Source organism: Salinispora mooreana (assembly GCF_000379065.1).
In the GTDB taxonomy this organism is placed as follows: Bacteria; Actinomycetota; Actinomycetes; order Mycobacteriales; family Micromonosporaceae; genus Micromonospora; species Micromonospora mooreana.
On sequence record NZ_KB900614.1, the window covers coordinates 2,258,425 to 2,282,033 of the forward strand.

At 71.2% G+C, this 23,609-nt stretch carries 20 protein-coding genes and 1 pseudogene; 12 read left to right on the forward strand and 9 right to left on the reverse strand.

All coding sequences use genetic code 11. The annotated features are described in order from the left end of the window. The first annotated feature begins 9 nt into the window (after positions 1 to 9). From bsaP to SALPAC6_RS27590, 3 genes and pseudogenes are all read left to right on the forward strand, one after another. On the forward strand, positions 10 to 261 hold the full coding sequence (bsaP, locus tag SALPAC6_RS27585) for a biotin synthase auxiliary protein BsaP (protein ID WP_080636154.1): 252 nt from the start codon (positions 10 to 12) through the stop codon (positions 259 to 261). A 267-nt stretch (positions 262 to 528) separates the two neighbouring features. Then, the gene (locus tag SALPAC6_RS0110805) at positions 529 to 2,100 is read left to right on the forward strand and encodes an aldehyde dehydrogenase family protein (RefSeq protein WP_018253428.1); all 1,572 of its coding nucleotides are present in this window, start codon (positions 529 to 531) and stop codon (positions 2,098 to 2,100) included. 151 nt (positions 2,101 to 2,251) lie between these two features. Beyond that, a pseudogene (locus tag SALPAC6_RS27590) lies at positions 2,252 to 2,506 on the forward strand (hypothetical protein); the annotation flags it as partial. A 112-nt stretch (positions 2,507 to 2,618) separates the two neighbouring features. Here the strand turns inward: SALPAC6_RS27590 and SALPAC6_RS0110815 are convergent. Both SALPAC6_RS0110815 and SALPAC6_RS0110820 read right to left on the reverse strand, forming a co-directional pair. After that, positions 2,619 to 2,888, reverse strand: a complete 270-nt coding sequence (locus SALPAC6_RS0110815; RefSeq protein ID WP_018253429.1) for a hypothetical protein — start codon at positions 2,886 to 2,888, stop codon at positions 2,619 to 2,621. 186 nt (positions 2,889 to 3,074) lie between these two features. Beyond that, complete coding sequence (locus tag SALPAC6_RS0110820; RefSeq protein ID WP_026189541.1) at positions 3,075 to 3,695, reverse strand: GNAT family N-acetyltransferase; 621 nt, start codon at positions 3,693 to 3,695, stop codon at positions 3,075 to 3,077. A 200-nt stretch (positions 3,696 to 3,895) separates the two neighbouring features. On the opposite strand from SALPAC6_RS0110820, the gene SALPAC6_RS0110825 reads away from it, so the two are divergent. Continuing rightward, positions 3,896 to 4,966: a phosphotransferase family protein gene (locus SALPAC6_RS0110825; protein ID WP_018253431.1), complete on the forward strand. Its 1,071-nt coding sequence runs from the start codon at positions 3,896 to 3,898 to the stop codon at positions 4,964 to 4,966. Then, complete coding sequence (locus tag SALPAC6_RS0110830) at positions 4,966 to 6,177, forward strand: acyl-CoA dehydrogenase family protein (protein ID WP_018253432.1); 1,212 nt, start codon at positions 4,966 to 4,968, stop codon at positions 6,175 to 6,177. The genes SALPAC6_RS0110825 and SALPAC6_RS0110830 overlap by 1 nt, the downstream gene beginning before the upstream one ends. 115 nt (positions 6,178 to 6,292) lie before the next feature. Here SALPAC6_RS0110830 and SALPAC6_RS0110835 read toward each other — a convergent pair whose 3' ends face one another. The 6 genes from SALPAC6_RS0110835 to SALPAC6_RS0110860 all read right to left on the reverse strand — a co-directional run bounded on the left by SALPAC6_RS0110835 (position 6,293) and on the right by SALPAC6_RS0110860 (position 12,989). Continuing rightward, a complete protein-coding gene (locus SALPAC6_RS0110835) occupies positions 6,293 to 7,339 on the reverse strand; it encodes a LacI family DNA-binding transcriptional regulator (protein WP_018253433.1) in 1,047 nt (348 codons plus the stop codon). A gap of 76 nt (positions 7,340 to 7,415) precedes the next feature. Continuing rightward, positions 7,416 to 8,852, reverse strand: a complete 1,437-nt coding sequence (locus SALPAC6_RS0110840) for a GH1 family beta-glucosidase (RefSeq protein WP_018253434.1) — start codon at positions 8,850 to 8,852, stop codon at positions 7,416 to 7,418. Further along, complete coding sequence (locus SALPAC6_RS0110845; RefSeq protein ID WP_018253435.1) at positions 8,849 to 9,691, reverse strand: carbohydrate ABC transporter permease; 843 nt, start codon at positions 9,689 to 9,691, stop codon at positions 8,849 to 8,851. Before SALPAC6_RS0110845 ends, SALPAC6_RS0110840 begins: the two co-directional genes overlap by 4 nt. 10 nt (positions 9,692 to 9,701) lie before the next feature. Next, entirely contained in the window at positions 9,702 to 10,673 is a 972-nt protein-coding gene (locus tag SALPAC6_RS0110850) for a carbohydrate ABC transporter permease (protein WP_018253436.1), read from the reverse strand. Positions 10,674 to 10,889: 216 nt separating this feature from the next. Further along, positions 10,890 to 12,176, reverse strand: coding sequence for an ABC transporter substrate-binding protein (locus SALPAC6_RS0110855; protein ID WP_018253437.1), 1,287 nt, complete (start codon positions 12,174 to 12,176; stop codon positions 10,890 to 10,892). A gap of 267 nt (positions 12,177 to 12,443) precedes the next feature. Next, positions 12,444 to 12,989, reverse strand: a complete 546-nt coding sequence (locus tag SALPAC6_RS0110860) for a plasmid pRiA4b ORF-3 family protein (protein WP_018253438.1) — start codon at positions 12,987 to 12,989, stop codon at positions 12,444 to 12,446. Between the two features lie 150 nt (positions 12,990 to 13,139). Here SALPAC6_RS0110860 and SALPAC6_RS0110865 point away from each other — a divergent pair, with 150 nt between their 5' ends. Continuing rightward, positions 13,140 to 13,886 carry a pyrimidine reductase family protein gene (locus tag SALPAC6_RS0110865; protein ID WP_018253439.1) on the forward strand — a complete coding sequence of 249 codons (747 nt, stop codon included), beginning with the start codon at positions 13,140 to 13,142 and terminating at the stop codon, positions 13,884 to 13,886. Between the two features lie 143 nt (positions 13,887 to 14,029). Here the strand turns inward: SALPAC6_RS0110865 and SALPAC6_RS0110870 are convergent, their stop codons facing one another. Further along, positions 14,030 to 15,685 (reverse strand): lipase family protein, encoded by a 1,656-nt coding sequence (locus SALPAC6_RS0110870; RefSeq protein ID WP_033666369.1) that lies wholly within the window; start codon positions 15,683 to 15,685, stop codon positions 14,030 to 14,032. 246 nt (positions 15,686 to 15,931) lie between these two features. Between SALPAC6_RS0110870 and SALPAC6_RS0110875 the strand changes: the two genes are divergently transcribed. The 6 genes from SALPAC6_RS0110875 (at position 15,932) to SALPAC6_RS0110900 (ending at position 23,609) form a co-directional block, all read left to right on the forward strand. Continuing rightward, positions 15,932 to 17,674 carry an ATP-binding protein gene (locus SALPAC6_RS0110875; protein ID WP_018253441.1) on the forward strand — a complete coding sequence of 581 codons (1,743 nt, stop codon included), beginning with the start codon at positions 15,932 to 15,934 and terminating at the stop codon, positions 17,672 to 17,674. A gap of 13 nt (positions 17,675 to 17,687) precedes the next feature. Next, complete coding sequence (locus tag SALPAC6_RS0110880) at positions 17,688 to 18,836, forward strand: exonuclease SbcCD subunit D (RefSeq protein ID WP_018253442.1); 1,149 nt, start codon at positions 17,688 to 17,690, stop codon at positions 18,834 to 18,836. Further along, positions 18,836 to 21,310 carry an AAA family ATPase gene (locus SALPAC6_RS0110885; protein WP_018253443.1) on the forward strand — a complete coding sequence of 825 codons (2,475 nt, stop codon included), beginning with the start codon at positions 18,836 to 18,838 and terminating at the stop codon, positions 21,308 to 21,310. The genes SALPAC6_RS0110880 and SALPAC6_RS0110885 overlap by 1 nt, the downstream gene beginning before the upstream one ends. A 28-nt stretch (positions 21,311 to 21,338) precedes the next feature. After that, positions 21,339 to 22,289, forward strand: coding sequence for a hypothetical protein (locus SALPAC6_RS0110890; RefSeq protein ID WP_018253444.1), 951 nt, complete (start codon positions 21,339 to 21,341; stop codon positions 22,287 to 22,289). Further along, the gene (locus SALPAC6_RS0110895; protein WP_018253445.1) at positions 22,289 to 23,146 is read left to right on the forward strand and encodes a spermidine synthase; all 858 of its coding nucleotides are present in this window, start codon (positions 22,289 to 22,291) and stop codon (positions 23,144 to 23,146) included. Before SALPAC6_RS0110890 ends, SALPAC6_RS0110895 begins: the two co-directional genes overlap by 1 nt. Before the next feature lie 70 nt (positions 23,147 to 23,216). Beyond that, the gene (locus SALPAC6_RS0110900; protein WP_018220489.1) at positions 23,217 to 23,609 is read left to right on the forward strand and encodes a VOC family protein; all 393 of its coding nucleotides are present in this window, start codon (positions 23,217 to 23,219) and stop codon (positions 23,607 to 23,609) included.

The following is a 23,609-nucleotide window of genomic DNA, read 5'->3' on the forward strand; positions in this document are numbered from 1 at the left end:
CCGGCCGGGATGAGCAGCGACACGACGGGGCCGGCCCCGCCTGGTACGTCGACGAGGGTCGGCGCCCCGGCCGGGACCGCTGCCTTCTGGTGCGACCGGTGCGGCACGCCGGCCGGCGAGGGGGACCACACCGCCTGCCGGGCCGCCCGGCAGTGGGAGCCACCCCGCCACTGCGGGCACTGCCGGCGACGGATGAAAGTGCAGGTGCTGCCGATCAGTTGGGCTGCGGTCTGCGTCGAGCACGGCGAAACGCGGGCCTAGCCCACGTCGAGCACGGTGAGACGCGGGCTGGGCCCGCACCCGGAGATTCCTCACAACATCCAAGATTTTCGATTTAAGCCGGGATGTTCGGCCAGTTCAGGACGAAGACAGGGCGACTCCACACCCGCTGAATAGACGGACCACGGACAGCCCACCGTCCTGACATACGAACGTACTGTTGCCGCCCCGCTCAGGGCAGGCGACAGTACGCCACATCAGCGGTGCCATCGACGCCGCCGCTCCCCGGACAACCCTGAGGAGATCGCGATGGCTCTACGACTCGCCGACGGGACCGCCTGGTCCGAGGTCCTCGACCGCGCGGTGGCCGCCGCCCCCGAAGCCTTTTCCGCCCCGACCGACGGCATCCGGATGCTGCACAACCTGATCGAGGGCGACTGGCGAGCAGTCGGCACCCCGGCCACCATACGCACGCCGGTCGACAACACCACCCTGGTCCGCCTCCCCCGGCTGGATGCGACAACCGCCCGCGCCGCGGTCGCCCACGCTGCCGCCGCCCACCGCGACTGGGCCGACACCCCCCTCGCCGAACGGAAGGCGCGGGTCACCGCGGCCCTGGACGCCCTGACCGCCCACCGTGACCTCCTCGCCCTGCTCCTCGTCTGGGAGATCGGCAAGCCGTGGCGGCTTGCCGGCGCCGACGTTGACCGGGCGCTCGACGGCGTCCGGTGGTACGTCGAGGAGATCGACCGGATGCTCGCCGACGGCCGGGAACCCCTTCCCGGGCCGGTGAGCAACATCGCCTCCTGGAACTACCCGATGAGCGTCCTGGTCCACGCCGAGCTGGTGCAACTGCTCGCGGGGAACGCCGTGATCGCCAAGACCCCGTCGCAGGGTGGTGCGGTCTGCCTCACCGTCGCGCACGCGTTGATGCGCCGCGCCGGCCTGCCCGCCACGCTGATCTCCGGCAGTGGCGAGGAACTGTCCGAGGTGCTGGTCCGCGCCCCGGAAGTCGGCGCGGTGGCGTTCGTCGGCGGGCGTTCCAACGGCGGAAAGGTGGCGGCAGCGCTGCTGGACACCGACAAGCGGCACTTCATCGAACAGGAGGGGCTCAACGCCTGGGGGATCTGGAACTTCTCCCGGTGGGATCAGCTCGCCGGGCACCTGAAGAAGGGCTTCGAGTACGGCAAGCAACGCTGCACCGCCTACCCACGCTTCGTCGTACAACGAAACCTGGTTGACCAGTTCCTCGACGTGTACCTGCCGGTGATCCGGTCCGTCCGGTTCGGACACCCGCTGGCGGTGGGCGACGGATGGTCCGCCGGCGACCCGCTCCCCGAGCTGGACTTCGGGCCCCTGATCAGCGCCGCCAAGGCCGACGAACTCCACCGCAAGGTCGACGAGGCGGTGCGGGGCGGCGCGGTCCCGCTGCACCGGGGCCGGCTCGACGGGGCGCCGTTCCTCAACGGTCAGGACACCTCCGCCTACGTGGCGCCGTCGGTACTGCTCGCGCCGCCCGGTCGATCCCGCCTGATGCACGCCGAGCCGTTCGGGCCGGTCGACACGATCGTGGTGGTGGACACCACCGACGAGCTGCTCGCCGCGATGAACGCCTCCAACGGCGCGCTGGTCGCCTCCCTCGCCTGCGACGACGAGGACGAGGCGGCGAAGCTCGCCATGGACGTGCAGGCGTTCAAGGTCGGCATCAACAAGCCCCGTTCCCGGGGCGACCGCCAGGAGCCGTTCGGTGGTCGGGGCGCCTCCTGGAAGGGGGCCTTCGTCGGCGGCGACCTGCTGGTCCAGGCGGTCACCGTCGGCGGCGCCGACGATCGCCTCTACGGCAACTTCCCGGACCGGACGGCGCTACCGCCGAACGTCTGACGCGTCAGCCGGCTCCGTCGACAGCCGAGCCGCCTCTGTCACCATGACGAAGCCACACCACACGGACGGGCGGCGGATGGCCCGACACGGTCGCCATCCGCCGCCCGCACGCCTCAGGTGGTGCCCAACCCCACCCACCAAGTGCGGTGGTTCGGACGGGGTCACCTATGCCGGTCGCAGACGTCTCAACCCAGCACCGCCGGGGCCCTACACCTGGACCGATCTCAGCGGAAACGCCAACTACCCGGGAGATTCCGTCTGCGGGGTCGCCATCTCCGCCGCCGGAAATGACGCCTGGGTAAAGGTGTTGACCACCGAGGGCGAGGTATGGGAGACCGAATGCGCTACGCAGGGGCAGAACTTCACCTGCAACAACCCCTGGGTGCAGCTGACAACGCCGTCCTGAACGAACAAATTCTGAGAAATGAACGGTGGCCACTTTGGCAGTGGTGGCGGGTGACTTTCGGTCACTCGCCACCACTGACTCACCACACCAGGCAGCGGGACGGACGAGCGCGTCAGGCCTCGCCCTTGCTGGTACGCGGCACCTCGTAGACGGGCTTCGCCCGCCGCCCCAGCAGCACGCCGAGCCAGGGCCACCGGGTCTCCAGAGCACGGGCGAGGGCATAGTAGACGGCAACGGCAACGGCGACCGCGCTGGCGGTCAACGCGGCGGAGGAGTCGGCGTCAAGGATGACTCCCGTTTTGGAGGCGAGCCAGGCCAGTACGGCACCGACAGCGGCCGGGACGGCGGTACGGATGACAGAGATCAGAAAGTCATTGAACATAGGAGTGCCCCCTCGAGGTGTGAGGTGGTGCTCCTTTAACAGTACGAGGGAATATGTTCAGGTGCGCTACCAAAATCATCGCCATTTGCGCACGGCGGCACTCGCACCTCCCCTGCACCTTGCCCTGTCACGAAACTCTCCTATGGCGACAAGAATCTGATATCCACAGCGACCCGAAACGAATGATCACCGCGTTGCGACGGAGAGGTCCAGCGCTGCCCTGATCGGAGAGACAGCGGCGATCAACGGCACCGTCAGGGTGAGCAGCGAGCCATCCCGATCGACCGCCGATGGCCGGCCCAATCGGCGGACGGCCCGCAACATCGGCGTGTTCTCCGCCTGAATGTGCAGATCCAACGCGGCGTATCCGCGCTGCTCCGCCTGCCCCACGAGCCGGCGGAGCAGCGCCGATCCGAGCCCGCGGCGCTGCCAGTCGTCGCGCACCAGCAACGCCGCCTCAGCCGTGTCTCCCTCGCCGAGCAGATTGGCCATCGCCACCACCGGCGCGACTGGCGATGGGGAAGCGGTCGGCGTGGCCAGCAGAGTGACCCCCCGAGCCGGCTCCAACAGTCGGCGCATCCGCGCCGGGGCGAGCCGGGCGGAACCACCATGATAACGGCGGTTGCGGCTGCGCGCCGAACACCGCTCGTGCAGGTCAACCACGCCGGGCAGGTCGTCCCCGACCGCTGAGCGTATGCCCAGCTCAGTGCCGTCCGGCAGGCCCAGGGTGACCGGGTCGGCCCGCCCTCGACCCGCCCGGCGGGTGGGCCGGTCCGCCACCAGAGTCTGTTCTCCCCACCGTGTCATGTGCTACTCCCTTCCCCAGGTACGACCCTCCCCTACGGCTGTTGCGGAACCCACAACGCAGGGTGACGGATCGGTTTCGGACCCAGGAAGAGGCCGCCTCCTGAGGTCGGTCGCCGCCACTGGTGACGGTCAACGCCCTTGGCTGTCCCCGGCCGGACACTGGCCTTGACATCAGAAGTGAGCTGCCATCAACTATGCGGATGACCGAGCCGGCCATCGACGACTCCGTACCGACCGGCTCCCCGCCGGGTCTGGACCTGGGCCGGCTCGCCGGTCACCTCGCCGCGCACCGGCCGGACCTGGCCGACGGGCCACTCAGCGCCCGCTTGATCACCGGCGGCCGGTCCAACCTGACGTACCTGCTGCGCGCCGGAGAGCGAGAGGTCGTGCTACGTCGGCCGCCGCTGGGCCACGTGCTGGCCACGGCACACGACATGGCGCGGGAGTTCCGGGTGATCTCGGCGCTCGCCCCGACCGAGGTGCCGGTGCCGAAGGCACTGCTGCTCTGCACCGACCCGGAGGTGATCGGGGCACCGTTCTACGTGATGGCACACGTGGACGGCACGGTGTTCCGCGCCCGGGAGCAGACCGATCCGCTCCCCGCCGAACAGCGGCAGGGGCTGGCGATGGCGATGATGGACACCCTCGCCGCGCTGCACACCGTGGATCCGGCAGCGGTCGGCCTGGCCGATTTCGGCCGTCCGCAAGGCTTCCTCGCCCGCCAGGTCCGCCGCTGGTCCGGGCAGCTCGACAGCTCCCGAAGCCGGCCACTGCCCGACATTGACGAGCTACGCGACCGGCTGGCCAGCACCGCTCCCGAGGGTTCCGACGCGGGGCGGATCGTGCACGGCGACTACCGGCTGGACAACCTCCTCGCCACCGTCAGCCCGGTCGCCGTCCGGGCGGTGCTCGACTGGGAGATGGCCACCCTCGGCGACCCGCTGGCCGACCTGGGCCTCCTTGTGACCTATTGGGATGCCATGGGCGGGGATGCGGCCCCGCGCAATCCCGTCGCCGACGGGCTCGGGCCCCAGGCCGGCTTCCCCGCCGGCGCCGAGCTGATCGAGCGATACGCCAGCCGCAGCGGGATCGACGTCGGCCCGCTGGACTGGCATGTGGCCCTGGGGTGCTTCAAACTCGCGGTGATCTGCGAGGGCATCCACTACCGGCACCGCCAGGGGCAGACCCTCGGCGAGGGCTTCGACCAGATCGGCGAGATGGTCGCACCCCTGGTCGCGTACGGGCTGACCGCCGTCTCGAGGAGGAGCTGATGGACTTCACCCACGACGCCCACACCCAACGGCTGCGGGCCGAGCTGACCGACTTCCTGGAGCAACAGGTCTACCCGGCCGAGTCGGTCTACGCCGAGCAGGTCGCGAGTGCCACGGACCAGTGGGCTCGGCCGCCGGTGCTGGCCGAGTTGCGGGCGGCGGCCCGCCGGCGGGGCCTGTGGAACCTCTTCCTCCCCGACCCCCACCACGGCGCCGGACTAACCAACCTGCAGTACGCTCCGCTCGCCGAGCTGACCGGCCGGAGCCCGCACCTCGCCCCGGAGGCGCTCAACTGTGCGGCACCGGACACCGGCAACATGGAGCTGCTTGCCGAGTTCGGCACCGAGGCGCAGCGCCAGCGGTGGCTGCGCCCGCTGCTGGCGGCGGAGATCCGCTCGGCGTTCTGCATGACCGAGCCGGAGGTCGCCTCCTCCGACGCCACCAACATCGCCACCCGGATCACTCGCGACGGCGACCACTACGTGATCAACGGCCGCAAGTGGTGGTCGTCCGGCGCCATGGATCCGGCCTGTCAGATCTTCGTGGTGATGGGCCGGACGGACCCGTCGGCCGACCGGCACCGGCAGCAGAGCATGATCCTGGTGCCGCGGGACACACCTGGGGTCGCCGTCCGACGCGGGCTGCACGTCTTCGGCTACCACGACGGCCCACACGGCGGCCATGCCGAGATCGACTTCGACGATGTCCGGGTCCCGGTGGAAAATCTGATCGGTACGGAGGGGGCCGGCTTCGCGATCGCCCAGGCCCGGCTCGGTCCCGGCCGAATCCACCACTGCATGCGGTTGATCGGCATGGCGGAGCGGGCGCTGGAGCTGCTCTGCCGGCGCGCTCTCAACCGGGTGGCGTTCGGCCGACCGATCGCCGAGCAGGGTGTGGTGCGCGAGTGGATCGCCGAGGCGCGGGTCCGGATCGAGCAGTCCCGGCTCCTGGTGCTCAAGACGGCCTGGCTGATGGACACGGTCGGCAACAAGGGCGCGCACACCGAGATCCAGGCCATCAAGATCGACACGCCCTCGATGGCGGAGTGGGTGATCGACAAGGCCATCCAGGCGCACGGGGGTGCCGGCGTCAGCCAGGACACCCCGCTGGCGGCGCTCTGGACCCAGGCCCGCACCCTGCGTCTCGCCGACGGACCGGACGAAGTCCACAAGGCCGCTCTGGCCCGCCGCGAACTCCGCCGCCACGCCTGAGTCGCCACGCCGGACACCACCTCCGGCACCACGCCACAATCGCTGCACCGGCCTCCGGGCACGCCGAGGCCACCACGCCCAGCGACGGCTCCAACGCAGGGCCCATCGGCGGGTGTCAGGTACTGGCGCGCTCGACCAACTCGGTGTCCAGGAGGATGTTGGTGGTGGCCCGTTGCTCACCACGGATCCGGGACACCAGCAACTGGGCCATCTGCCGTCCCATCTCCTCGATCGGCTGGAAGACCGTGGTCAGCGGCGGGTCCGACTGGCGGGCGATCGGCGCGTCGTCGAAGCCCACCACGGCGACGTCCTCAGGTACCCGCCGACCGGCCTCCCGCAGCGCCCGGAGCGCACCGAACGCCATCAGGTCCGAGGCGACGAAGACCGCATCCAGGTCCGGGCATGCGGCCAGCAGCTGGCGCATCGCGGCCTCCCCACTGCCCTCGCTGAAATCCCCGTACGCGATCAGGTCTGGCCTGCCCCCGCTCGGCGTCTTCGCGACCGCCTCCTGGTAGCCGGTCAGCCGCCCCAGACCGGCGCCCATGTCCTGTGGGCCGGTGATGGTCGCGATCTGCCGCCGTCCCCGCCCGACGAGGTACTCCACCGCACGCCGGGCCCCGCCGACGTTGTCCGCGTCCACGAGCCAGGCCGGCTCCGCGTCGGAGTGCAGCATCTGGGCTGGCCGGCCCCCGAGCACGGTGGGCAGGCCCCGTTCTGCCAGCAGCGTGGGCAGCGGGTCGGCATCGTGCAGCGACAACAGGAGGACGCCGTCAACGTGCTGGTTGGTCAGGTGGTGCTCGACCCGCTCCCGCTCGCTCGGGGACTGGACCATCACGAGCCAGAGCTGGAACGGGGTCCCCAGCAGGCCGGAGCTGACGCCCCGCACGATGCCGGCGAAGAACGGCTCGGCGAACACCCGGTCCCCGGATTCTGACACCACCAGGGCGATCGAGTCGGTCCGCTGGGTAACCAGGGCGCGAGCGGCCCGGTTCGGCACGTACCCCAGTTCCGTGATCGCCCGCTGCACCGCGGCGCGGGCCTCGGGACTGACCTGGGGTGAACCGTTGACGACGCGGGAGACCGTGCCCCGGCCAACGCCGGCACGTGCGGCGACCGCATCGAGAGTCGGGCGCCCAAGCGAACGGGTGCGCTGCGTTGTCATCGTCTGCCCCTCCGACGGCGGAAGACCCCGGTGCCCACCGGGTGGCACCGGGACCCCCCGGATAGCTGGTTCGAGCCTATTCTGCGGCCAGGCCGTTACGTCGGATTGTCTCGGCGTACCAGCGACCGCTGGACTTCAGGGTGCGGGCCTGACTGCGGTAGTCGACGTGAATCATGCCGAAGCGCTTCGTGTAGCCCCAGGCCCACTCAAAGTTGTCCAGCAACGACCAGGCGAAATAGCCCCGCAGCGGGACACCCGCGGCGATCGCCTGGTGTGCGGCGCGCAGGTGCGCGTCGAAGTAGGCGGTTCGGTCCGGGTCGTCCACCTGACCGTCCACGACCGCGTCCACGAAGGCCGCACCGTTCTCGGTGATGTAGAGCGGCAGGTCGGTGTACTCCTCGTGCACCCGCCGCACCGTCTCGACCAGCCCGGGAGGGTCGATCTCCCAGTCCATGTCGGTGACCGGCATGCCCCGGGTGACAAAGCGGACGGCTTCGCTGCCGGGCCAGCACGACGGCTTACGCCAGTACGGCTCCGGCGGGCCCGCTGCCGTCGGCGCAGCGACCACGTGCCGGCTGTAGTAGTTGATTCCGACCAGATCCAGCGGGGCGGCGATGGCGGTCAGGTCCTCCGCACGCACGTGCCCGAAGTCGGTGACCTGCCTGAGGTCGGAGATCAGATCCGCCGGGTACGACCCGCGCAGCAGTGGGTCGAGGAAGAACCGGTTCGCCAGGCCGTCGATCCGGCGTGCCGCATCGGCGTCGCCGGGCGAGTCGGTGGCCGGGGTGACCGGGTACAGGTTGAGCGTCACCCCGATCTCGACCTCGGACTGCGCTGCCGCCCGCAGCGCCGGCACGGCCAACCCGTGGCCGAGCAGCAGGTGGTGACCGGCGCGGACCGCGGCGGCGGGCTCGGACCGACCGGGGGCGTGCGCCCCGGAGCCGTACCCGAGGAACGCCGAGCACCACGGCTCGTTGAGCGTGGTCCAGTACCGCACCCGATCACCGAGCGCGCCGGCGACCAGGGCGGCGTAGTCGGCGAACCGGGCGGCGGTGTCCCGGGCCGGCCAGCCGCCCGCGTCCTCCAGCGGCTGCGGCAGGTCCCAGTGGTAGAGAGTCAGCCACGGCTCGATGCCATTGGCCAACAGTTGGTCCACCAGTCGCCGGTAGAAGTCGAGTCCCTCCTGGTTGATCGGGCCGGTGCCGCCGGGCTGCACCCGAGGCCAGGAGACCGAGAACCGGTACGACGTCAACCCCAGCTCGGCCATGAGGGCGACGTCCCAGTCGAGCCGGTGGTAGTGGTCGCATGCCACGTCACCGGTGTGCCCGGCCACCACCCGACCCGGGGTGTGGCTGAAGGTGTCCCAGATCGACGGCGTCCGGCCACCGACGGCCGCCGCACCCTCGATCTGGTAGGCCGCGGTGGCGGCGCCCCAGCGGAAGCCGGGCGGGAAGGTCAGCGGCGGGCGTTCGGCGAGAGCGCCGGCGGCGGGTGGGCTCGCAGGATTACTCACGACTTGACGGCACCTTCCATGATCCCGCTGATGATCTGACGGCCGAACAGGAGGAAGACGATGACCAGCGGCAGGGTACCGACGGCGGTGGCGGCGAAGACCTGTGAGTAGTCGGTGTAGTACGCATACGACAGGAAGGAGAGGGAGACCTGCAACGTCGGGTTCTCCGGGGTGAGCACCGCGTACGGCCAGAGGAAGGAGTTCCAGGTCTCCATGAAGGTCAGCAGCCCCAGGACCCCGGCCGCCGGGCGCAGCGCGGGCAGCACGATGTTCCAGTAGATCCGCAGGGTGCTGGCACCGTCGACCCGGCCGGCCTCGATCAGCTCGTCGGAGACCGCCTGGCTGGCGTACTGCCGCATCATAAAGACACCGAAGGCGGTAACCAGGAAGGGCACGGTGACCGCGTAGAGCGTGTCGTACCACCCCAGCGTCTGCATCATGCCCCAGAGCGGGATGATGCCCAGCTGGGTGGGGATCATCATCGTCACGATAATGGAGAGCAGCAGGACGTTGCGGCCCCGGAAGCGCAGCTTCGCGAAGGCGAAGCCGGCCAGTGAGCCGGTGAGGACCACCGACACGGTGACCACCGAGGAGACGATGATCGAGTTCATCATGCCGGTGAGGAAGTTGGCCGCATCGTTGTCGAGGACTCGGCCGAAGTTGTCGGTGAAGGCACCACCGGGGGTGACCGGCGGCGGCACGTCGTTGATCGAGTCCAGGGTTCGGGTGCCGATCACCACCATGTAGTAGAAGGGGTAGATCGACAGGAGGGTCGCCAGGACGAGGGCCAGGTAGGTCAATGGGCTGGTGTGCCAGAGGCGCTTGGATGCGGAGATCATCGAGGGCTCCTCACGTGGCCGCGCGGCGGACGAGGACGAAGTTGAGCAGCGACATCAGGCCGATAATCAGAAAGAGGGCCCAGGCGACAGCCGCCCCGTAGCCGGCGCTGTTCAAATTCGTGATACCCATCTCGTACATGTACATGGCCAGGGTCTGGAAGTCGCGCTGGGTGCCGCCGATGATGTTGCCGTTGGCGAAGAGCAACGGCTCGGTGAAGAGCTGCATGCCGCCGATCGTGGCGAGGATGACCACGAAGATGAACGTCGGCCGGAGCAGCGGCAGGGTGATCCGCCAGAACTGCCGCCACTGGCCGGCGCCGTCGATCTCCGCCGCCTCGTAGAGGTCCCGGGGGATCGCCTGCATGCCGGCGAGCAGGATCAGGGTGTTGTATCCCGTCCACCGCCAGTTGACCATGGATGCGATCGCCGTCCAGGAGCTCCAGGTCTGCCCGTCCCAGTCGATCTGGTCGATCCCGACGAATCCGAGCAGCCAGTTGACCAGCCCGTACTCCCGTTGGTAAAGCATGCCGAAGACGATCGCGACCGCGGCGACCGAGACCACGTTCGGGATGAAGATCGCCATCCGGAAGAAGGTCTTGGCCCGCAGCAGGGTGCGGTTGAGCAGGTTCGCCAGGAAGAGCGCCAGCAACAGCTGCGGGATGGTCGACAGCGCGAAGATGCCGAACGTGTTGACCAGCGCGTTCCAGAAGTATTCGTCGGCGAGCAGCCGGGTGTAGTTGTCCAACCCGATGAAGGTGCGATCGCCGATCATGTCCCAGTCGTGCAGCGACATCCAGGCGGTACGCAGCATCGGATAGAGCCCGAAGATGCCGAAGATCAGAAAGAACGGCGCGATGTAGAGGTACGGCGAGTACGTGAGGTCCAGGCGGGCCAGGGAGAGGCGCCGGCGCGTGTGGGTGCCGCCAGACGGGGGTGGTGGTGCTGCGGGTGTCGACGGGGCGACGGTGGTCGAGTGACTCATGTCAGCGCTCCGCTGCATTCCGGGTCGCCCTGCGGTGCTGGCAGGCCAGGTCGACCGGCGGCTCGCTTACGGTGGCTCATGGGATTCCTTTCCTGGCCGGTTGGTGCCCTCGCGCAGGGGGCGACGCACCACGCGGTACCAGCAGGTGGCCGCACCCGGTCCGGGACCGACCGGTGACGCCCGAACGGTTTCCGAACGCCACCAGGTCGGATTCACTCAGAAGGCACCCTGAATCTGGGCGTCCTTGGTGAACTGCTGCCAGGCCTCGTCCTCACTGGCCTGTCCGTTCTCGAACGCTCGCAGGGCCAGCCCGAAGGCGTTCTCCTTCACCGCCTGGTGCTTCGGCCCCAGGTGGATCGGCTCGATCTTGCTGACGCTCTCGCCGAAGATCTTCCCGGTCGGGGCGTCGCTGAAGTACTCGTTGGTGTAGCTGAGGAACGCCTCGTCCTGCAGCGCCTCCAGGTGGGTGGGGAGCGGACCCTTGGCCTTGAAGGCCTCCACCTGGCTGGTGGCGTTGGTCAGGAACTCGGCGAGCTTCGCCGCCTCCTCGTGGTAGGAGCTCTGCTCCGGCACCGCCAGCCAGGAGCCGCCCCAGTTGCCGCCGCCACCGGGCACGGCCGCCACGTCCCACTTACCCTGGTTCTCCTCGCCGGAGTTCTCCACGACGATGCCGAGCATCCAGGACGGGCAGAAGGTGACCGCGAAGCTGCCCTGCTTGAAGCCGGCGGACCACTCCGGTGACCAGGTGGCGGCCTTGGCGGAGATGTCGACCATCGAGACCGCGGTGTCCCAGGCCGCCTTCACCGCGGGGCTGGTGTCCGCGATGATGTTGTTCTCCTTGTCGTAGAAGAGGTCGTCACCCTGCTGAAAGAGCGACGCGTCGGCGACTGCGGTGATCGAGTCGATGAGGGCCTTGCCACCGCTGCCCTCCTGGTACGTCCGGCCAGTCTTCAGGAAGCTGTCCCAGTCCGGCCAGAGCGCCGACACCTCATCCCGATCGGTGGGCAGCCCGGCCGCCTCGAAGAGGTCCTTGCGGTAGCAGACGGCGAGGCTGCCGACGTCGGTCGGCAGACCCATCAGTCGGCCGTCCGGCGCCTTGCCCAGCTCCCACTTCCAGGGCAGGTAGTCCTCGGAGTGATCGTCAACCAGCGGGGCGAGATCCACCCAGTTGCGCGGGTTGGACTTGAACTCGTTGAGGATGCCCTCCTCCAGCGCGACCACGTCGCCCGCACCCTTGCCGGTGGCCAGGTAGCGCACCAGCTTGGGTCGGTACTCGCCCAGCTGCGCGGTCTTGCGCATCTCGATCTTGATGCCGGTGTCCTTCTCGTACTGTTTGACGAGTTCGTCGTAGCCGAACTCGCCGAACGTTTCGACGACCAGCTTGCTGGGCTTCTCGCCCGCGGCCGGCTCGTCGTCGTTGCCGCAGGCCGCGAGGCCGCCGACAGCGGTGATCGCGGCAAGGGCGCTGGCCGCCAGGCGGGAACGCCGCGTGGTGAGGCTCATCCTGACCCCTCTTTTCGAAGTGAGGCTGCGTCTGTCGTGATGGGGATGCGGTACGGGGTGTCGACCGACGATGATGGATTCAACGACGGTCCGGCGTGGACACATGAGCCGTACCGCACTACTGGGAACGCTCCCATGAGATTGCCGGGAGGTGTCAGACGTGTCAATAGGCCGAGGGGGGTGAATCCTGGATCGTTACCGCGCGCCCACGATCCCCGTCGCGAGATGGCGCTTTCCCCGGGTCAGCGCACGAGGCGGCGAAACAGGTCAGCAGAATCGACGGAGCAACGTGCCCGCCCGACCGGAATCGAAGGCGGCCGGATCAAAGCGGTCCCCCGCCCAGTCACGCAACGTGCGGTGCTCGGGATGACCCGGATCAGCGAATGCGGTCAGTAGCGCCAGATAGCCGGCCGGACCGCCGACATCCTCCGGCGGGCATGCCCGATCCCCATCCGGGCAGTCGGGATAACGCCCCTCCGGATCGGCCAGAAGGACGTCCTCCACCACCAGATCGTGCTCCCACCAGCTGCCGAAGTCGTAGGTGTAGTGGAAGCGGCTGCCCTTACCGACCACCGCGTCCAGCCGCACGTCCAGCTCGTCGCGGAGTAACAGCTCGCCGTCCGGGTCGGGCTCCCCGTACTGCTCGCCGTTGACCTCGAACGAATGCAGGTGGCAGTCCCGCCAACCCATCGCGTGCTGCACCACCCGGTGCACCCGGTCGAGGGTGAAGCCGCCCGGGACCAGCACCCGGCGCCAGACCAGCGGCCGGACCCCGGCCAGGGAAATCCTCAGCTGGAAGATCTGACGCGGCATGCTATCCCGTCCTCCCGCAGAATAAGCTGCGACCATGATCTGCCGAGCGTGCCGGGCGAGGCGGCACGACGACTGTCGCGGCCGGAACTGGTGTGACTGCCAGCACCGCACCCTTCCGCCACCCCCTCCGGTCACGGGTCCGGCCAGCGAATGACCGTCGGAACGCCGATTACCGCGCTCTGGCCCGCGCCGTCCGGTGCGGCCCTCGACGACGCCGCGCTCACCGCCTGCTATGGCCGGGCCGACCGACCACGCCTACGCGTGAACTTCGTGACCAGCGTGGATGGCGCGGTCACCGTTGACGGTTATTCGGCCGGGCTCTCCGGCGAGCCGGACAAGCGGGTCTTTCGACTGCTGCGGATGCTCTGCGACGGTCTCGTGGTCGCCGGCGGCACGATGCGCCACGAGCGGTACCGGCCACTGCGCCTGGACGAGCGACGCCGCGCCTGGCGCCGGGAGCATGGCCTACCGGAGTTCCCGACCCTCGTCGTGGTCTCCGGCTCGGTCAACCTCGACCCGACCCATCCCGCCCTCGCCGACGCACCGGTACGCCCGATCGTGCTCACGCACGCCGCCGCCACCGCCCCGCCCGGCCTGGCCGACGTCGCCGACCTCGTCGGATGCGGCGACGACCGGGTGGACCTCGCCGCCGGCCTGGTCGAGCTGCGTCGCCGCGGGCTCGGCCAGCTGCTCTGCGAGGGCGGGCCGCACCTCTTCGGCGCGCTCACCGCGGCCGACCTGGTGGACGAGGTCTGCCTGACCGTCGCCCCGCTACTGGCCGGCGCCGGGCCGGGCCGAATCACCGCCGGAGAGCCCAGCCCGGTGCGGCACCTACCGCTGCGGCACGTGCTCGCCGCCGCCGACGGCGGGCTGCTGCTCCGCTACGCCCGCGACTGACCCCCGACTGCCCCGCACCGCCCCGGCCCGGCACCACACCGGGTGAACGACACCGGGGGTTGGCCGAGGCGCTGGCGACGACCGTCACCGCCAGCGGCCACAGTCGCCGCGACGCGCGCAGTCACCGCCGGCGGTCGCCGCGGTCAGCGGGCCTCGCAGATCCGGCCGGTGAAGGCGGGATCCGCCTCCCGGCCCGCCGACCAGACCGGATTGATCCGCAGGGCCAGCGGTGGTGGCTGCCAGGCCGAGCCGAGACGTTGGAGCACCTCGTACTGCATCTCCGACCGCTGCACCGGCTCGCCGGAGAGGAAATCGAGCACCAGGTCCGCGACGTCGTCCCGGCCGACCAACTCACCATGGAACGCGGGCAGCTCGTAGACCGGGATCCGGTGGTACTCGCCGGGCGGCGCCTCCACCGCGGTGACCGTCGGCAGGAAGGCCACCATCCGCACGCCCGCCACCGGGCAGAGCGTGCGATTTCGGTAGAACGGGGCATCGGCCAGCAGCGAGCGGATGAACTCCTGGTCCGGCACCTCGTCCACGCTGTCGGTGATGTTCCAGAGCGACTGCAGCAGCCGTAGCTCCCAACCGGCCACGACGCCCCACCCCCGCCTGATCTGCGCGGGCGGGTAGTACACCCGACCAGGCATCACCAACGGGCTGAACAGCAGCACCGCCTCCACCTTCGTCATCGGCCATCGCTCCAGGTAGGTCCGGGCCACCATCGCCCCCTCGCTGTGCCCGATCAGGGCAATCGGCCGGTTGGTCCGCTCGTGCAGGACCTCGACCTGCTCCGCCAGCAGGGCCGCGCTGTCGCCCAACGACCGGTGGGTGGCCACTTCCGTGTACGGCAACGGCCGATCCTGTTCATCCAGCCCGAGGTAGGAGAACCGCTCCACCCGCGGATCCACCGCCGGTTCACCGTCGTACTCGGAGTCGTGCCCACCCAAGGCGATCACCGCGTACGGGACCGAGTCCGGCAACGGCTCGTTCATGATCGGCGGTCGCCACCCGCCGCGCCCGCCCTGGAGTCGCTCGCCCACCAGTGGCATCGCCGGAAAGCTGAGCAGGAGCAGCGTGATCACCAGCGGCACCACCGGCACGGCCCGAAGGCGAGCCCGGCCGGGGGCCAGCGCGGCGGCGACGCTCTTTCGCCAGAGCACCGCGTTGACCGCGCCGCAGACGACGGCCAACGGGACGCCCCACCAGATGGGCACCGTCGACAGCACCGCACCGGCGACGGTGAGGACGGCGAAATTCAGCCACGCCCACCCCACCACCGCCAGCCGCGGCAGGCCCCGCCACCAGTCGGCGGACACCCCGGCCTGCAGCAGGAACGGAGCGAGCAGCAACAACGGCAACAGTGCGGCGATCAGATACCAGGAGAGCCCGGTCGTGGCGAACGCCATCGCCAGGGCCACCCAGGGCGAGAGGATCACCGCGGTCAGGATGGCGACCCAGATGTTGCGCCGGAGGAGCCAGCGCCACGACGGGTGGGGGGCTCCGTCCGGCCAGGCCAGGTTGGCCTGGACTGTGGTGAGGACTCCCCGCAGCGCCGAGATCCCCACCAACGTGAGGAAGAACCCGGGGATGGTCCGGTGGTAGACGAAGAGCCAGCGCAACTCATGGAAGGTGCCGTACGGCCAGACGGCGGTCACCTGCGGCGACAGCCCACGAACAGCCTGGAACCCGAGCACGGCGATGATCGTCGCCTCCACCGCCGGCAGGACTGCCGCCAGCGCGACCAGCGCCTTGAACCGACCGCGGGGCGTCCGCAGCCACTCCTCCAGCAGTTTCATCCGGTACAGCATCGCCCAGCTCCCGCCCCGCTCGTGGCGGATCCGCCGAGAACGCCCAGCGAGGCGCCCATCGCTCACGGCCTGGCAGACGCCCGTTGCTCACCGCCCGGCACCCACCCTCCCAGGGCGGGCGGGTGGCGGGCACGGCGTGGTCTCCGCCGCGTCACGTGGCGGCCGGTCGTAGGTCTCGGGCAGGATGCAGGACGTGTCTGCCGACCTCGCCCCCCAGCCCCGCGGAGTAACCCGATGACCGACGACGCCGTGGACGGCCCGGGCGAGCTGGTCGGCCGGGTGCTCGGCACCGCCGACGCCACCCCGCTGCAGTTCTGGACAGCGGTCTCCCCCAGCAGCTACCTGCAGCTCGACGACGTCGTGGCCACCCGCCGCGAGCTGCCGGACCGGGAGCCGGTGACGATCGCCGGGGTGGTCACCCAGGTGCGCGCCCGCCACGAGGGCGCCCAGTTCGACTCCGACGTCTTCGCGATCGCCGACGGGATGCTCCCCGCCCAGGTGCAGGAGGCCGCCGAGATCACCACCACCCGGGTCGACCCGGAGCTCTACGTTCCGCCGTCGCCGGGCGCCGTCGTGCACCGGGCCGAGGGGGACGCCCGAGCCCGGGCGCTGCACTTCGACCGGATGGAGCGGCGGATCCCGATGGGCACCGGCCGCGACGGCGTTCCGGTCTACCTCAACGCCGACTTCCTTGACGGCACCCGGGGCGCGCACGTCTCCATCTCCGGCATCTCCGGCGTCGCCACCAAGACGAGCTTCGCCACCTTCCTGCTCTACTCGGTCTTCCGCTCCGGCGTCCTCGGCGGTGACGCGGTCAACGCCAAGGCGCTGATCTTCAACGTCAAGGGCGAGGACCTGCTCTTCCTCGACCACCCCAACACCCGGCTGGACGAGTCCACCCGCACGGCGTACGCCCGACTCGGTCTGGACGCCGCGGCCTTCGGAGACGTGCGGGTCCACGCTCCGCCCCGGGCCGGTGACGCCACCGGCACGCCGGATGTGAGCAGTCGGCTCAGTGGGGTGGACAGCTTCTACTGGACGCTCGACGAGTTCTGCGCCGACCGTCTTCTGCCGTACGTCTTCGCCGACGCCGACGACGAGCGCCAGCAGTACACGATGGTGGTGCACTCGGTCACCGCCCACCTGGCCCGGTACGCGCAGCCCGCCGACGGCGGGGTGAGCATCGACGGGGTCCGCCTCGGCAGCTACGCCGACCTGGTCGATCACATCGTCGAGCAGCTCAACGACGACGAGACCCGGGGGGACTGGGCCGGCAGCGCGGTCGGACTCGGTACCGTCAACGCCTTCGCCCGCCGGTTGATCGGCAGTAAGAAGGACCTGTCCCGGCTGATCCGTGGCGATCTGGCCACCCGGCGCCCGCACCGCATCAACACCGCGGAGTCGGCGCAGGTCACCGTGGTTGACCTGCACAACCTGCCGGACCGGGCGCAGCGGTTCGTGGTCGGCGTGACGCTCAAGAGCGAGTTCGAGCGCAAGGAGAAGACCGGCACGGCCAAGCCGCTGCTCTTCGTCGTCCTCGACGAGCTGAACAAGTACGCCCCCCGCGAGGGCTCCTCCCCGATCAAGGAGGTGCTGCTGGACATCGCCGAGCGGGGCCGCTCCCTCGGGGTGATCCTGGTCGGCGCGCAGCAGACCGCCAGCGAGGTGGAGCGGCGCATCGTCACGAACTCGGCGGTCCGGGTGGTCGGCCGGCTCGACCCGGCCGAGGCGTCCCGCCCCGAGTACGGTTTCCTCCCGCCGGCGCAACGGCAGCGGGCGCTGCTGGCCAAACCGGGCACGATGTTCGTCAACCAGCCCGACATCCCGGTGCCCCTCTGCCTGGAATTTCCGTTTCCTGCCTGGGCGACGCGGGTCGCGGAGGCGGGTGCGGTGCCCTCCCAGACCCTCCGGTCGATCACTCAGTCGGCCGACCCGTTCGCCGTGGTGGGCGCCGGTGACGACGACATCCCGTTCTGAGGTGGTGTGAGCCGTGAAGATCCTGCACACCTCCGACTGGCACGTCGGCAAGGTCCTCAAGGGGCAGTCCCGGGCCGATGAGCACAAGGCCGTCCTCGCCGGGGTGATCGAGGTGGCCCGACGGGAGGCGCCGGACCTGATCATCATCGCCGGCGACCTCTACGACACCGCCGCCCCCACCCCCGAGGCGACCCGGTTGGTCACCCGCGCGCTGACCGCGCTGCGCCGTACCGGCGCCGACGTCGTCGCGATCGGCGGCAACCACGACAACGGCGCGGCGCTGGACGCGCTGCGGCCGTGGGCCGAGGCCGCCGGGATCACGCTGCGGGGCACCGTGCGCGAAGACCCCAACGAGCACATCATCGACGGTACGACCGGCGGCGGCGAACGCTGGCAGCTCGCCGCGCTGCCGTTTCTGTCCCAGCGGTACGCGGTCCGGGCCGTGGAGATGTATGAGCTGACCGCCGCCGAGGCGAACCAGACGTACGCCGACCACCTGGGACGGATCGTCAGCCGGTTGACCGAAGGCTTCGCCGAGCCGAACCGGGTGCACCTGGTCACCGCCCACCTGACCGTGGTCGGGGCGGCGACCGGCGGCGGCGAGCGGGACGCGCACACCGTCCTCGGTTACGCGGTGCCGGCGACGGTCTTCCCCGGCACCGCGCACTACGTCGCGCTCGGTCACCTGCACCGCGCCCAGCGGGTCGACGGCGGGTGCCCGATCCGCTACAGCGGCAGCCCGCTGGCGGTCGACTTCGGCGAGCAGGAGAACGTCCCGTCGGTGACCGTGGTCGAGGTGACCGCCACCACCGCGGCCCAGGTGCGCGAGGTGCCGATCCCCGCCGCCGCCTCCCTGCGGACTGTCCGCGGCACGCTCGCGCAGCTCGCCGAGGTTGAGGTGCCGGACGCCTGGCTGCGGGTCTTCGTCCGGGAGCAGCCCCGGGCCGGCCTTCGCGAGGAGGTGCAGGAGCTCCTCCCCCGCGCCCTGGAGATCAGAATCGATCCGGAGCTGGTGTCCGCGCCCGGCGGTGGTGCCCGCGTCGCCCAGCGCGCCGGCCGGTCACCGCGGGAGCTGTTCGGCGACTACCTGGACGACCGGGGACACGCCGACAACGACGTCCGGGGGCTCTTCGACGAGCTGTTCGAGGAGGTCGAGCACTGATGCGGCCGATGCGACTGGATCTCGACGGTTTCACCGTCTTCCGGGCGGCGACGACGATCGACTTCACCGACGCCGACTTCTTCGCGTTGGTCGGGCCGACCGGCTCCGGCAAGTCCACCGTGTTGGACGCCATCTGCTTCGCGCTCTACGGCACCGTACCCCGGTGGGGCGGCACCCGCGGGTTGGCGAACGCCCTCGCCCCGTCGACGGCCGAGGCGCGGGTCCGGCTGGTCTTCGAGTCGGCCGGCGACCGCTACGTGGCCACCCGGGTGGTCCGGCGGGACAGCCGGGGCAACGTCAAGACCTCCGGCGCCGGCCTCCAGCTCATGCCGCCCGGCTTCGACCCGGCCAAGCTAGACACCGGGTTGAGCCCGGAGGACCTGGGCGAGGTGCTCGCGGGCACGGTCGCCGAGATGGAAGACGCGGTACTGACGGCGGTCGGGCTGCCGTATGAGCAGTTCACCAGCTGTGTGCTGCTGCCGCAGGGGCAGTTCGCCGACTTCCTGCACGCCCGACCGGCGAAACGGCAGGAGATCCTGGTCAACCTGCTCGGCCTCGGCGTCTACGAGCAGGTGCGGGAGAAGGCGGGGACCCGGGCCAGCCAGGCCGAGGCGAAGTTCGAGGTGGTCAACCAGACCCTCGCCGGGCTCACCGACATCGACGACGCCGCCCTCGACGAGGTGTCGGCCCGCGTCGACCAGATGCGGGAGCTGGCCACCGCCATCACCGCCGCCGTTCCCGAACAGGCGGCGGCGCGCACCGCGGCGCGGGAGGCGGGCGCGGCGCTGACCGGCCTCGACACCGACCTGGCCGTGCTCGACGCCGTGCGCGCCCCCACCGGGGTGGCCGAGGTCGCCCGGGCGGTGGCGACCGCGCAGACGGACGCGGACGAGGCCACGACCGTGGTGGCGCTCGCCGAGGAGCGGGAGGAAAAGCTCCGCGGCGAGCTGACCGCGGCCGGCGACGAGAGCGCGCTACGCCTGCTGCTGCGGGCGTACGACGACCGCGCGGAGCTGGCCGGCGAGGCCGAGACGGTCCGGGCGGCGGTGGCGGCGGCCCGGGCCGGGCACGCGGCGGCCACGGCGGAGCTGACCGCGGCACAGGCGGCGGCCGAGCAGGCCGAGGCCGACCTGGCGGCGGCCTTCCAGGCGCATGAGCAGGCCAAGGCGACCGATCTGGCGGTGGCGCTGCGGGCGTCGCTGCACGACGGGAACGCCTGCCCGGTCTGCGAGCAGACCGTCGCCCAGGTCCCGGTGATCCCGGCCACGTCGGCGGTGCCGGCGGCGGTCGCGGCCGGAAAGGCGGCGCGGGCGGCCAGCGAGGCGGCCAAGGCCACCGTGGCGCAGCGAGACGGCGCCGTCCGCGAGCGGGAACGGGAGCTGGTGGCGGCGCGGGTCCGGCAGGAGCAGCTCGACGCGCGGCTCGCGGCCCTGCACACCCAGCTGGCCGACGCCCCGGAGCCGGCGGCGCTGCACCGGGCGTTGGCCGAGCACGGGCGGCTGCGGCAGGAGCTGGAGGAGTCTGCGGCGGCGGTCCGCGCCGGCCGGGACGAGGCCCGCCGGGCACGGGCCGCGGTGGACACCGCGCAGGAGCGACTCCGCACCACCTGGCGGGCCTTCGACGCGACCCGGGACGGCCTGGCCCGCTTCGGCCCGCCGGCCACCGACCGGGAGGACGTGGCGGCGGCGTGGGCGGCGCTGACCGACTGGGCCACCACCGAGGTGGCGCGGCGGCGCTCCGAGCGCGCCGACCGGGTGGCGGCGGTGAGCGCGGCCGAGGCGCAGGTGGCCACGGTGGAGGCGCGGATCGGCGGGCTATTCGAGGCGGCCGGGGTGCCGGCCACCGACGATCCGGGCCGCGACGCCGCGGTCGCCCTCGAACGGGCCGAGGCGCAGCTGCGGGAACTGACCCGCCGCCGGGAACAGGCCGGTGAGTTGCGCGAGCAGCGCGCCACCTACGAACGCGAGGCGCAGGTGGCCCGCGCGCTCGCCGGGCACCTGCGGGCGAACAACTTCGAACGGTGGCTGCTCGCCGAGGCGCTCGACCTGCTGGTGGACGGTGCGTCGCGGATTCTGCGCGAACTCTCCGGCGACCAGTACGACCTGGTCCACGACAAGGGGGAGTTCTTCGTCGTGGACCACCACGACGCCGGCCTGCGCCGGGGCGTCCGCACGCTCTCCGGCGGGGAGACCTTCCAGGCGTCGCTGGCGCTCGCGCTGGCCCTGGCCGAACAGCTCGCCGGGATGTCGACCACCGCGGCCAGCCTGGAGTCCATCGTGCTGGACGAGGGGTTCGGCACGCTCGACACGGCCACCCTCGACACGGTGGCGGCCACGTTGGAGAACCTGGCCGCGCGGGGGGACCGGATGGTGGGCGTGGTCACCCACGTGCCGGCGTTGGCCGAGCGCATTCCGGTTCGCTTCGAGGTCCGCAAGGACGCCCGGTCGGCCCGGATCGAACGGACCGGCCGGTGAAGGCCGACGGCGGGCGGGGGCGACCCGGGTGAGCCGCTTCTTCGTCGACGCGTGGGACCCGGCGTACGGGGCCTCGTTCGAGGCCGCCGCCGGCGGCCCGGCCGCGCCCAGCAGCGCCCGGGTCGAGGCCGACCACGAGCTGCCCACGGTCGACTGGCGGGCGGTCGGGCCCCGGCCGGGCGTCCACGCCCCGGCCGTGGTGCTGCTCGTCGACGGGGTACGCCGAAACGACGCCAGCCTGTGGTTGACCGAGCCCGACGGGGTCTCGTACCCGGGGCTGGCCGCCTCGTACGCGGCCGGGGTGGTCCGCTGCGACCTGGAGCGCGGCGCGGCCCAGCTGGCCGGTGCCCGGGTGGAGCGGGGGCTCTTCACCGCCAGCCCGTCCGCGGTGGACGTACGCGCCGGCAATGTCCACTACCCGGTGCACCGGGTCGGCGGCAGCGGCGAGCTGGCCAAGCTGCCGGCGGCGGTGCAGGGGCCACTGACCGCGCTGGAGGTGGCGGTCTCCAGCGCCGCCCGCAGCGACGAGGATCTGCTGGTGGTGGACGGGCCGCTGCGCAACCGACGGCTCCTGCCCCGCACCCTCGGCTACGTGAAGACCCAGCACAGCCAGTACCTGGACGCGCGGCTCACCGCGGTGGTCACCGGGCTCACCGCCGGGCAGCGCTCCCCGGTGTTCCGGCTGGGCACCGCGTGGGGCGGCTGGTCGTGGTACCTGCGGCTGCCAGGTACCGGTGGCGCCCCGTGGGCGGGCATCGTCCGGGTGGAGTGCTCCACCGAGCTGGACATCGCGGCGGCGGTCGCGTTGGCGGACCTGTCCGTGGTGACCCTGCCCCGCTTCGCCTCCACCCCGTACAAGGACCCGCGGGCGCCGCAGAACCTGATCCCCATCGCCGGCCTGGAGCGCCGGCTGCGGCGGATGATCGGGGACTCCCGGCTGCTGCACCGCGCCCTGGTCGCCGCCGGCGGTGCGGGCTGATGGGGCGCCAGCGCTCCACCGACCGGGCCGCCGTCGAGGTGGACACGGGGGTGGCCGAGCTGGTCCCCGACCCGGACCGGGCGGGCTCCTGGACGCTGCTGCTCGACGGCGCCCCGCAGTCACATGTGGATCTCGCCGACCCCACCCACCTGGAGTTCGAGTACGTGCGCCGGCTCGGCGCCGCCATCGACCTGCTCGCCCCGGCCGGTGCCCCGCTGCGCCTGCTGCACCTCGGTGGCGGCGCGCTGACCCTGCCCCGGTATGTCGCCACCACCCGTCCCGGCTCGACCCAACGGGTCTGCGAGCTGGACGGGGCGCTGGTCGAGCTGGTTCGCCGAGAGCTGCCCTGGCCCCCCAACCCACGACTACGGGTACGCGTCGCCGACGCCCGGGAAGCCCTCACCGGCCTCCGGGACGCCAGCATCGACATCGTGGTCGCCGACGTCTTCGCCGGCGCCCGCACCCCCGCCCACCTGACCTCGGTGGAGTTCGCCGCCGAGGTGGCCCGCGTGCTACGACCCACCGGCTGGTACCTGGCGAACATCGCCGACGGCCCGCCGCTGCGGCACGCCCGCCAACAGGTCGCCACCGTCCGGTCGGTGCTACCCAAGGCGGTGCTGGTCGGCGACGCCGCGGTGCTGCGGGGCCGCCGCTTCGGCAACCTCGTGCTGCTCGCCGGCCGCAGCACCCCGCCGGTGCCCGAGCTGACCCGGCGGGTCTCCGGTGACTGGTTCCCGGGCCGGGTGCTCGCCGGCGAGGAGTTGGTCCGGTTCGCCGGCGGCGCCCCGGTCGTCCACGACACCGACGCCACCGACTCCGCGCCGCCCCCCGCGGGGATCTTCTCGGTCGGCCGTTGAGCCGCCGCCCACCCGATGCCGAACAGCCGGCCACTTTCGACTGGTCCACAGCGTCCGTACGATGACGGAAATGCCGACGAAACAGCTGAAGGTTGGCCTGCGGGTACGCGATCTCGACCGGTCATTCGATCTCTACCGACGGCTCGGCTTCCGGCACCTTCCGCAGCCCGAGCAGACGCGGCTGCGCTACCTGACCTACGGGCACACCTGGCTCATCCTGTCGGATCTGCACCAGCACGGCTATCACCACGCCGAGCGCGGTCAGCAGACCAGGCAGGGCCCGGCCGGGCTCGGCTTCGTCCTCGTCGTACCGACCACGGATCTTGACGCGACGTGGCGGCTCTGGCGGGAGGAGGGCCTGACTGTGACCCTCGATCCGGAAGACGTCGGATGGGCGCGCATCTTCTACGGCCTGGACCCGGACGGCTACGAGCTCATGTTCGAGCAGTTCCCCAGACAATAG

Excerpts from the sequence above, each read along its gene's own strand:
- SALPAC6_RS0110825 (WP_018253431.1), top strand. The coding sequence starts at position 3,896 with ATGACCGAGCCGGCCATCGACGACTCCGTACCGACCGGCTCCCCGCCG.
- bsaP (WP_080636154.1), top strand. The coding sequence starts at position 10 with ATGAGCAGCGACACGACGGGGCCGGCCCCGCCTGGTACGTCGACGAGG.
- SALPAC6_RS0110805 (WP_018253428.1), top strand. The coding sequence starts at position 529 with ATGGCTCTACGACTCGCCGACGGGACCGCCTGGTCCGAGGTCCTCGAC.
- SALPAC6_RS0110900 (WP_018220489.1), top strand. The coding sequence starts at position 23,217 with ATGCCGACGAAACAGCTGAAGGTTGGCCTGCGGGTACGCGATCTCGAC.
- SALPAC6_RS0110865 (WP_018253439.1), top strand. The coding sequence starts at position 13,140 with ATGACCGTCGGAACGCCGATTACCGCGCTCTGGCCCGCGCCGTCCGGT.
- SALPAC6_RS0110875 (WP_018253441.1), top strand. The coding sequence starts at position 15,932 with ATGACCGACGACGCCGTGGACGGCCCGGGCGAGCTGGTCGGCCGGGTG.
- SALPAC6_RS0110855 (WP_018253437.1), bottom strand. The coding sequence starts at position 12,176 with ATGAGCCTCACCACGCGGCGTTCCCGCCTGGCGGCCAGCGCCCTTGCC.
- SALPAC6_RS0110845 (WP_018253435.1), bottom strand. The coding sequence starts at position 9,691 with ATGATCTCCGCATCCAAGCGCCTCTGGCACACCAGCCCATTGACCTAC.
- SALPAC6_RS0110820 (WP_026189541.1), bottom strand. The coding sequence starts at position 3,695 with ATGACACGGTGGGGAGAACAGACTCTGGTGGCGGACCGGCCCACCCGC.
- SALPAC6_RS0110885 (WP_018253443.1), top strand. The coding sequence starts at position 18,836 with ATGCGGCCGATGCGACTGGATCTCGACGGTTTCACCGTCTTCCGGGCG.
- SALPAC6_RS0110850 (WP_018253436.1), bottom strand. The coding sequence starts at position 10,673 with ATGAGTCACTCGACCACCGTCGCCCCGTCGACACCCGCAGCACCACCA.
- SALPAC6_RS0110895 (WP_018253445.1), top strand. The coding sequence starts at position 22,289 with ATGGGGCGCCAGCGCTCCACCGACCGGGCCGCCGTCGAGGTGGACACG.
- SALPAC6_RS0110815 (WP_018253429.1), bottom strand. The coding sequence starts at position 2,888 with ATGTTCAATGACTTTCTGATCTCTGTCATCCGTACCGCCGTCCCGGCC.
- SALPAC6_RS0110830 (WP_018253432.1), top strand. The coding sequence starts at position 4,966 with ATGGACTTCACCCACGACGCCCACACCCAACGGCTGCGGGCCGAGCTG.
- SALPAC6_RS0110870 (WP_033666369.1), bottom strand. The coding sequence starts at position 15,685 with ATGAAACTGCTGGAGGAGTGGCTGCGGACGCCCCGCGGTCGGTTCAAG.
- SALPAC6_RS0110860 (WP_018253438.1), bottom strand. The coding sequence starts at position 12,989 with ATGCCGCGTCAGATCTTCCAGCTGAGGATTTCCCTGGCCGGGGTCCGG.
- SALPAC6_RS0110835 (WP_018253433.1), bottom strand. The coding sequence starts at position 7,339 with ATGACAACGCAGCGCACCCGTTCGCTTGGGCGCCCGACTCTCGATGCG.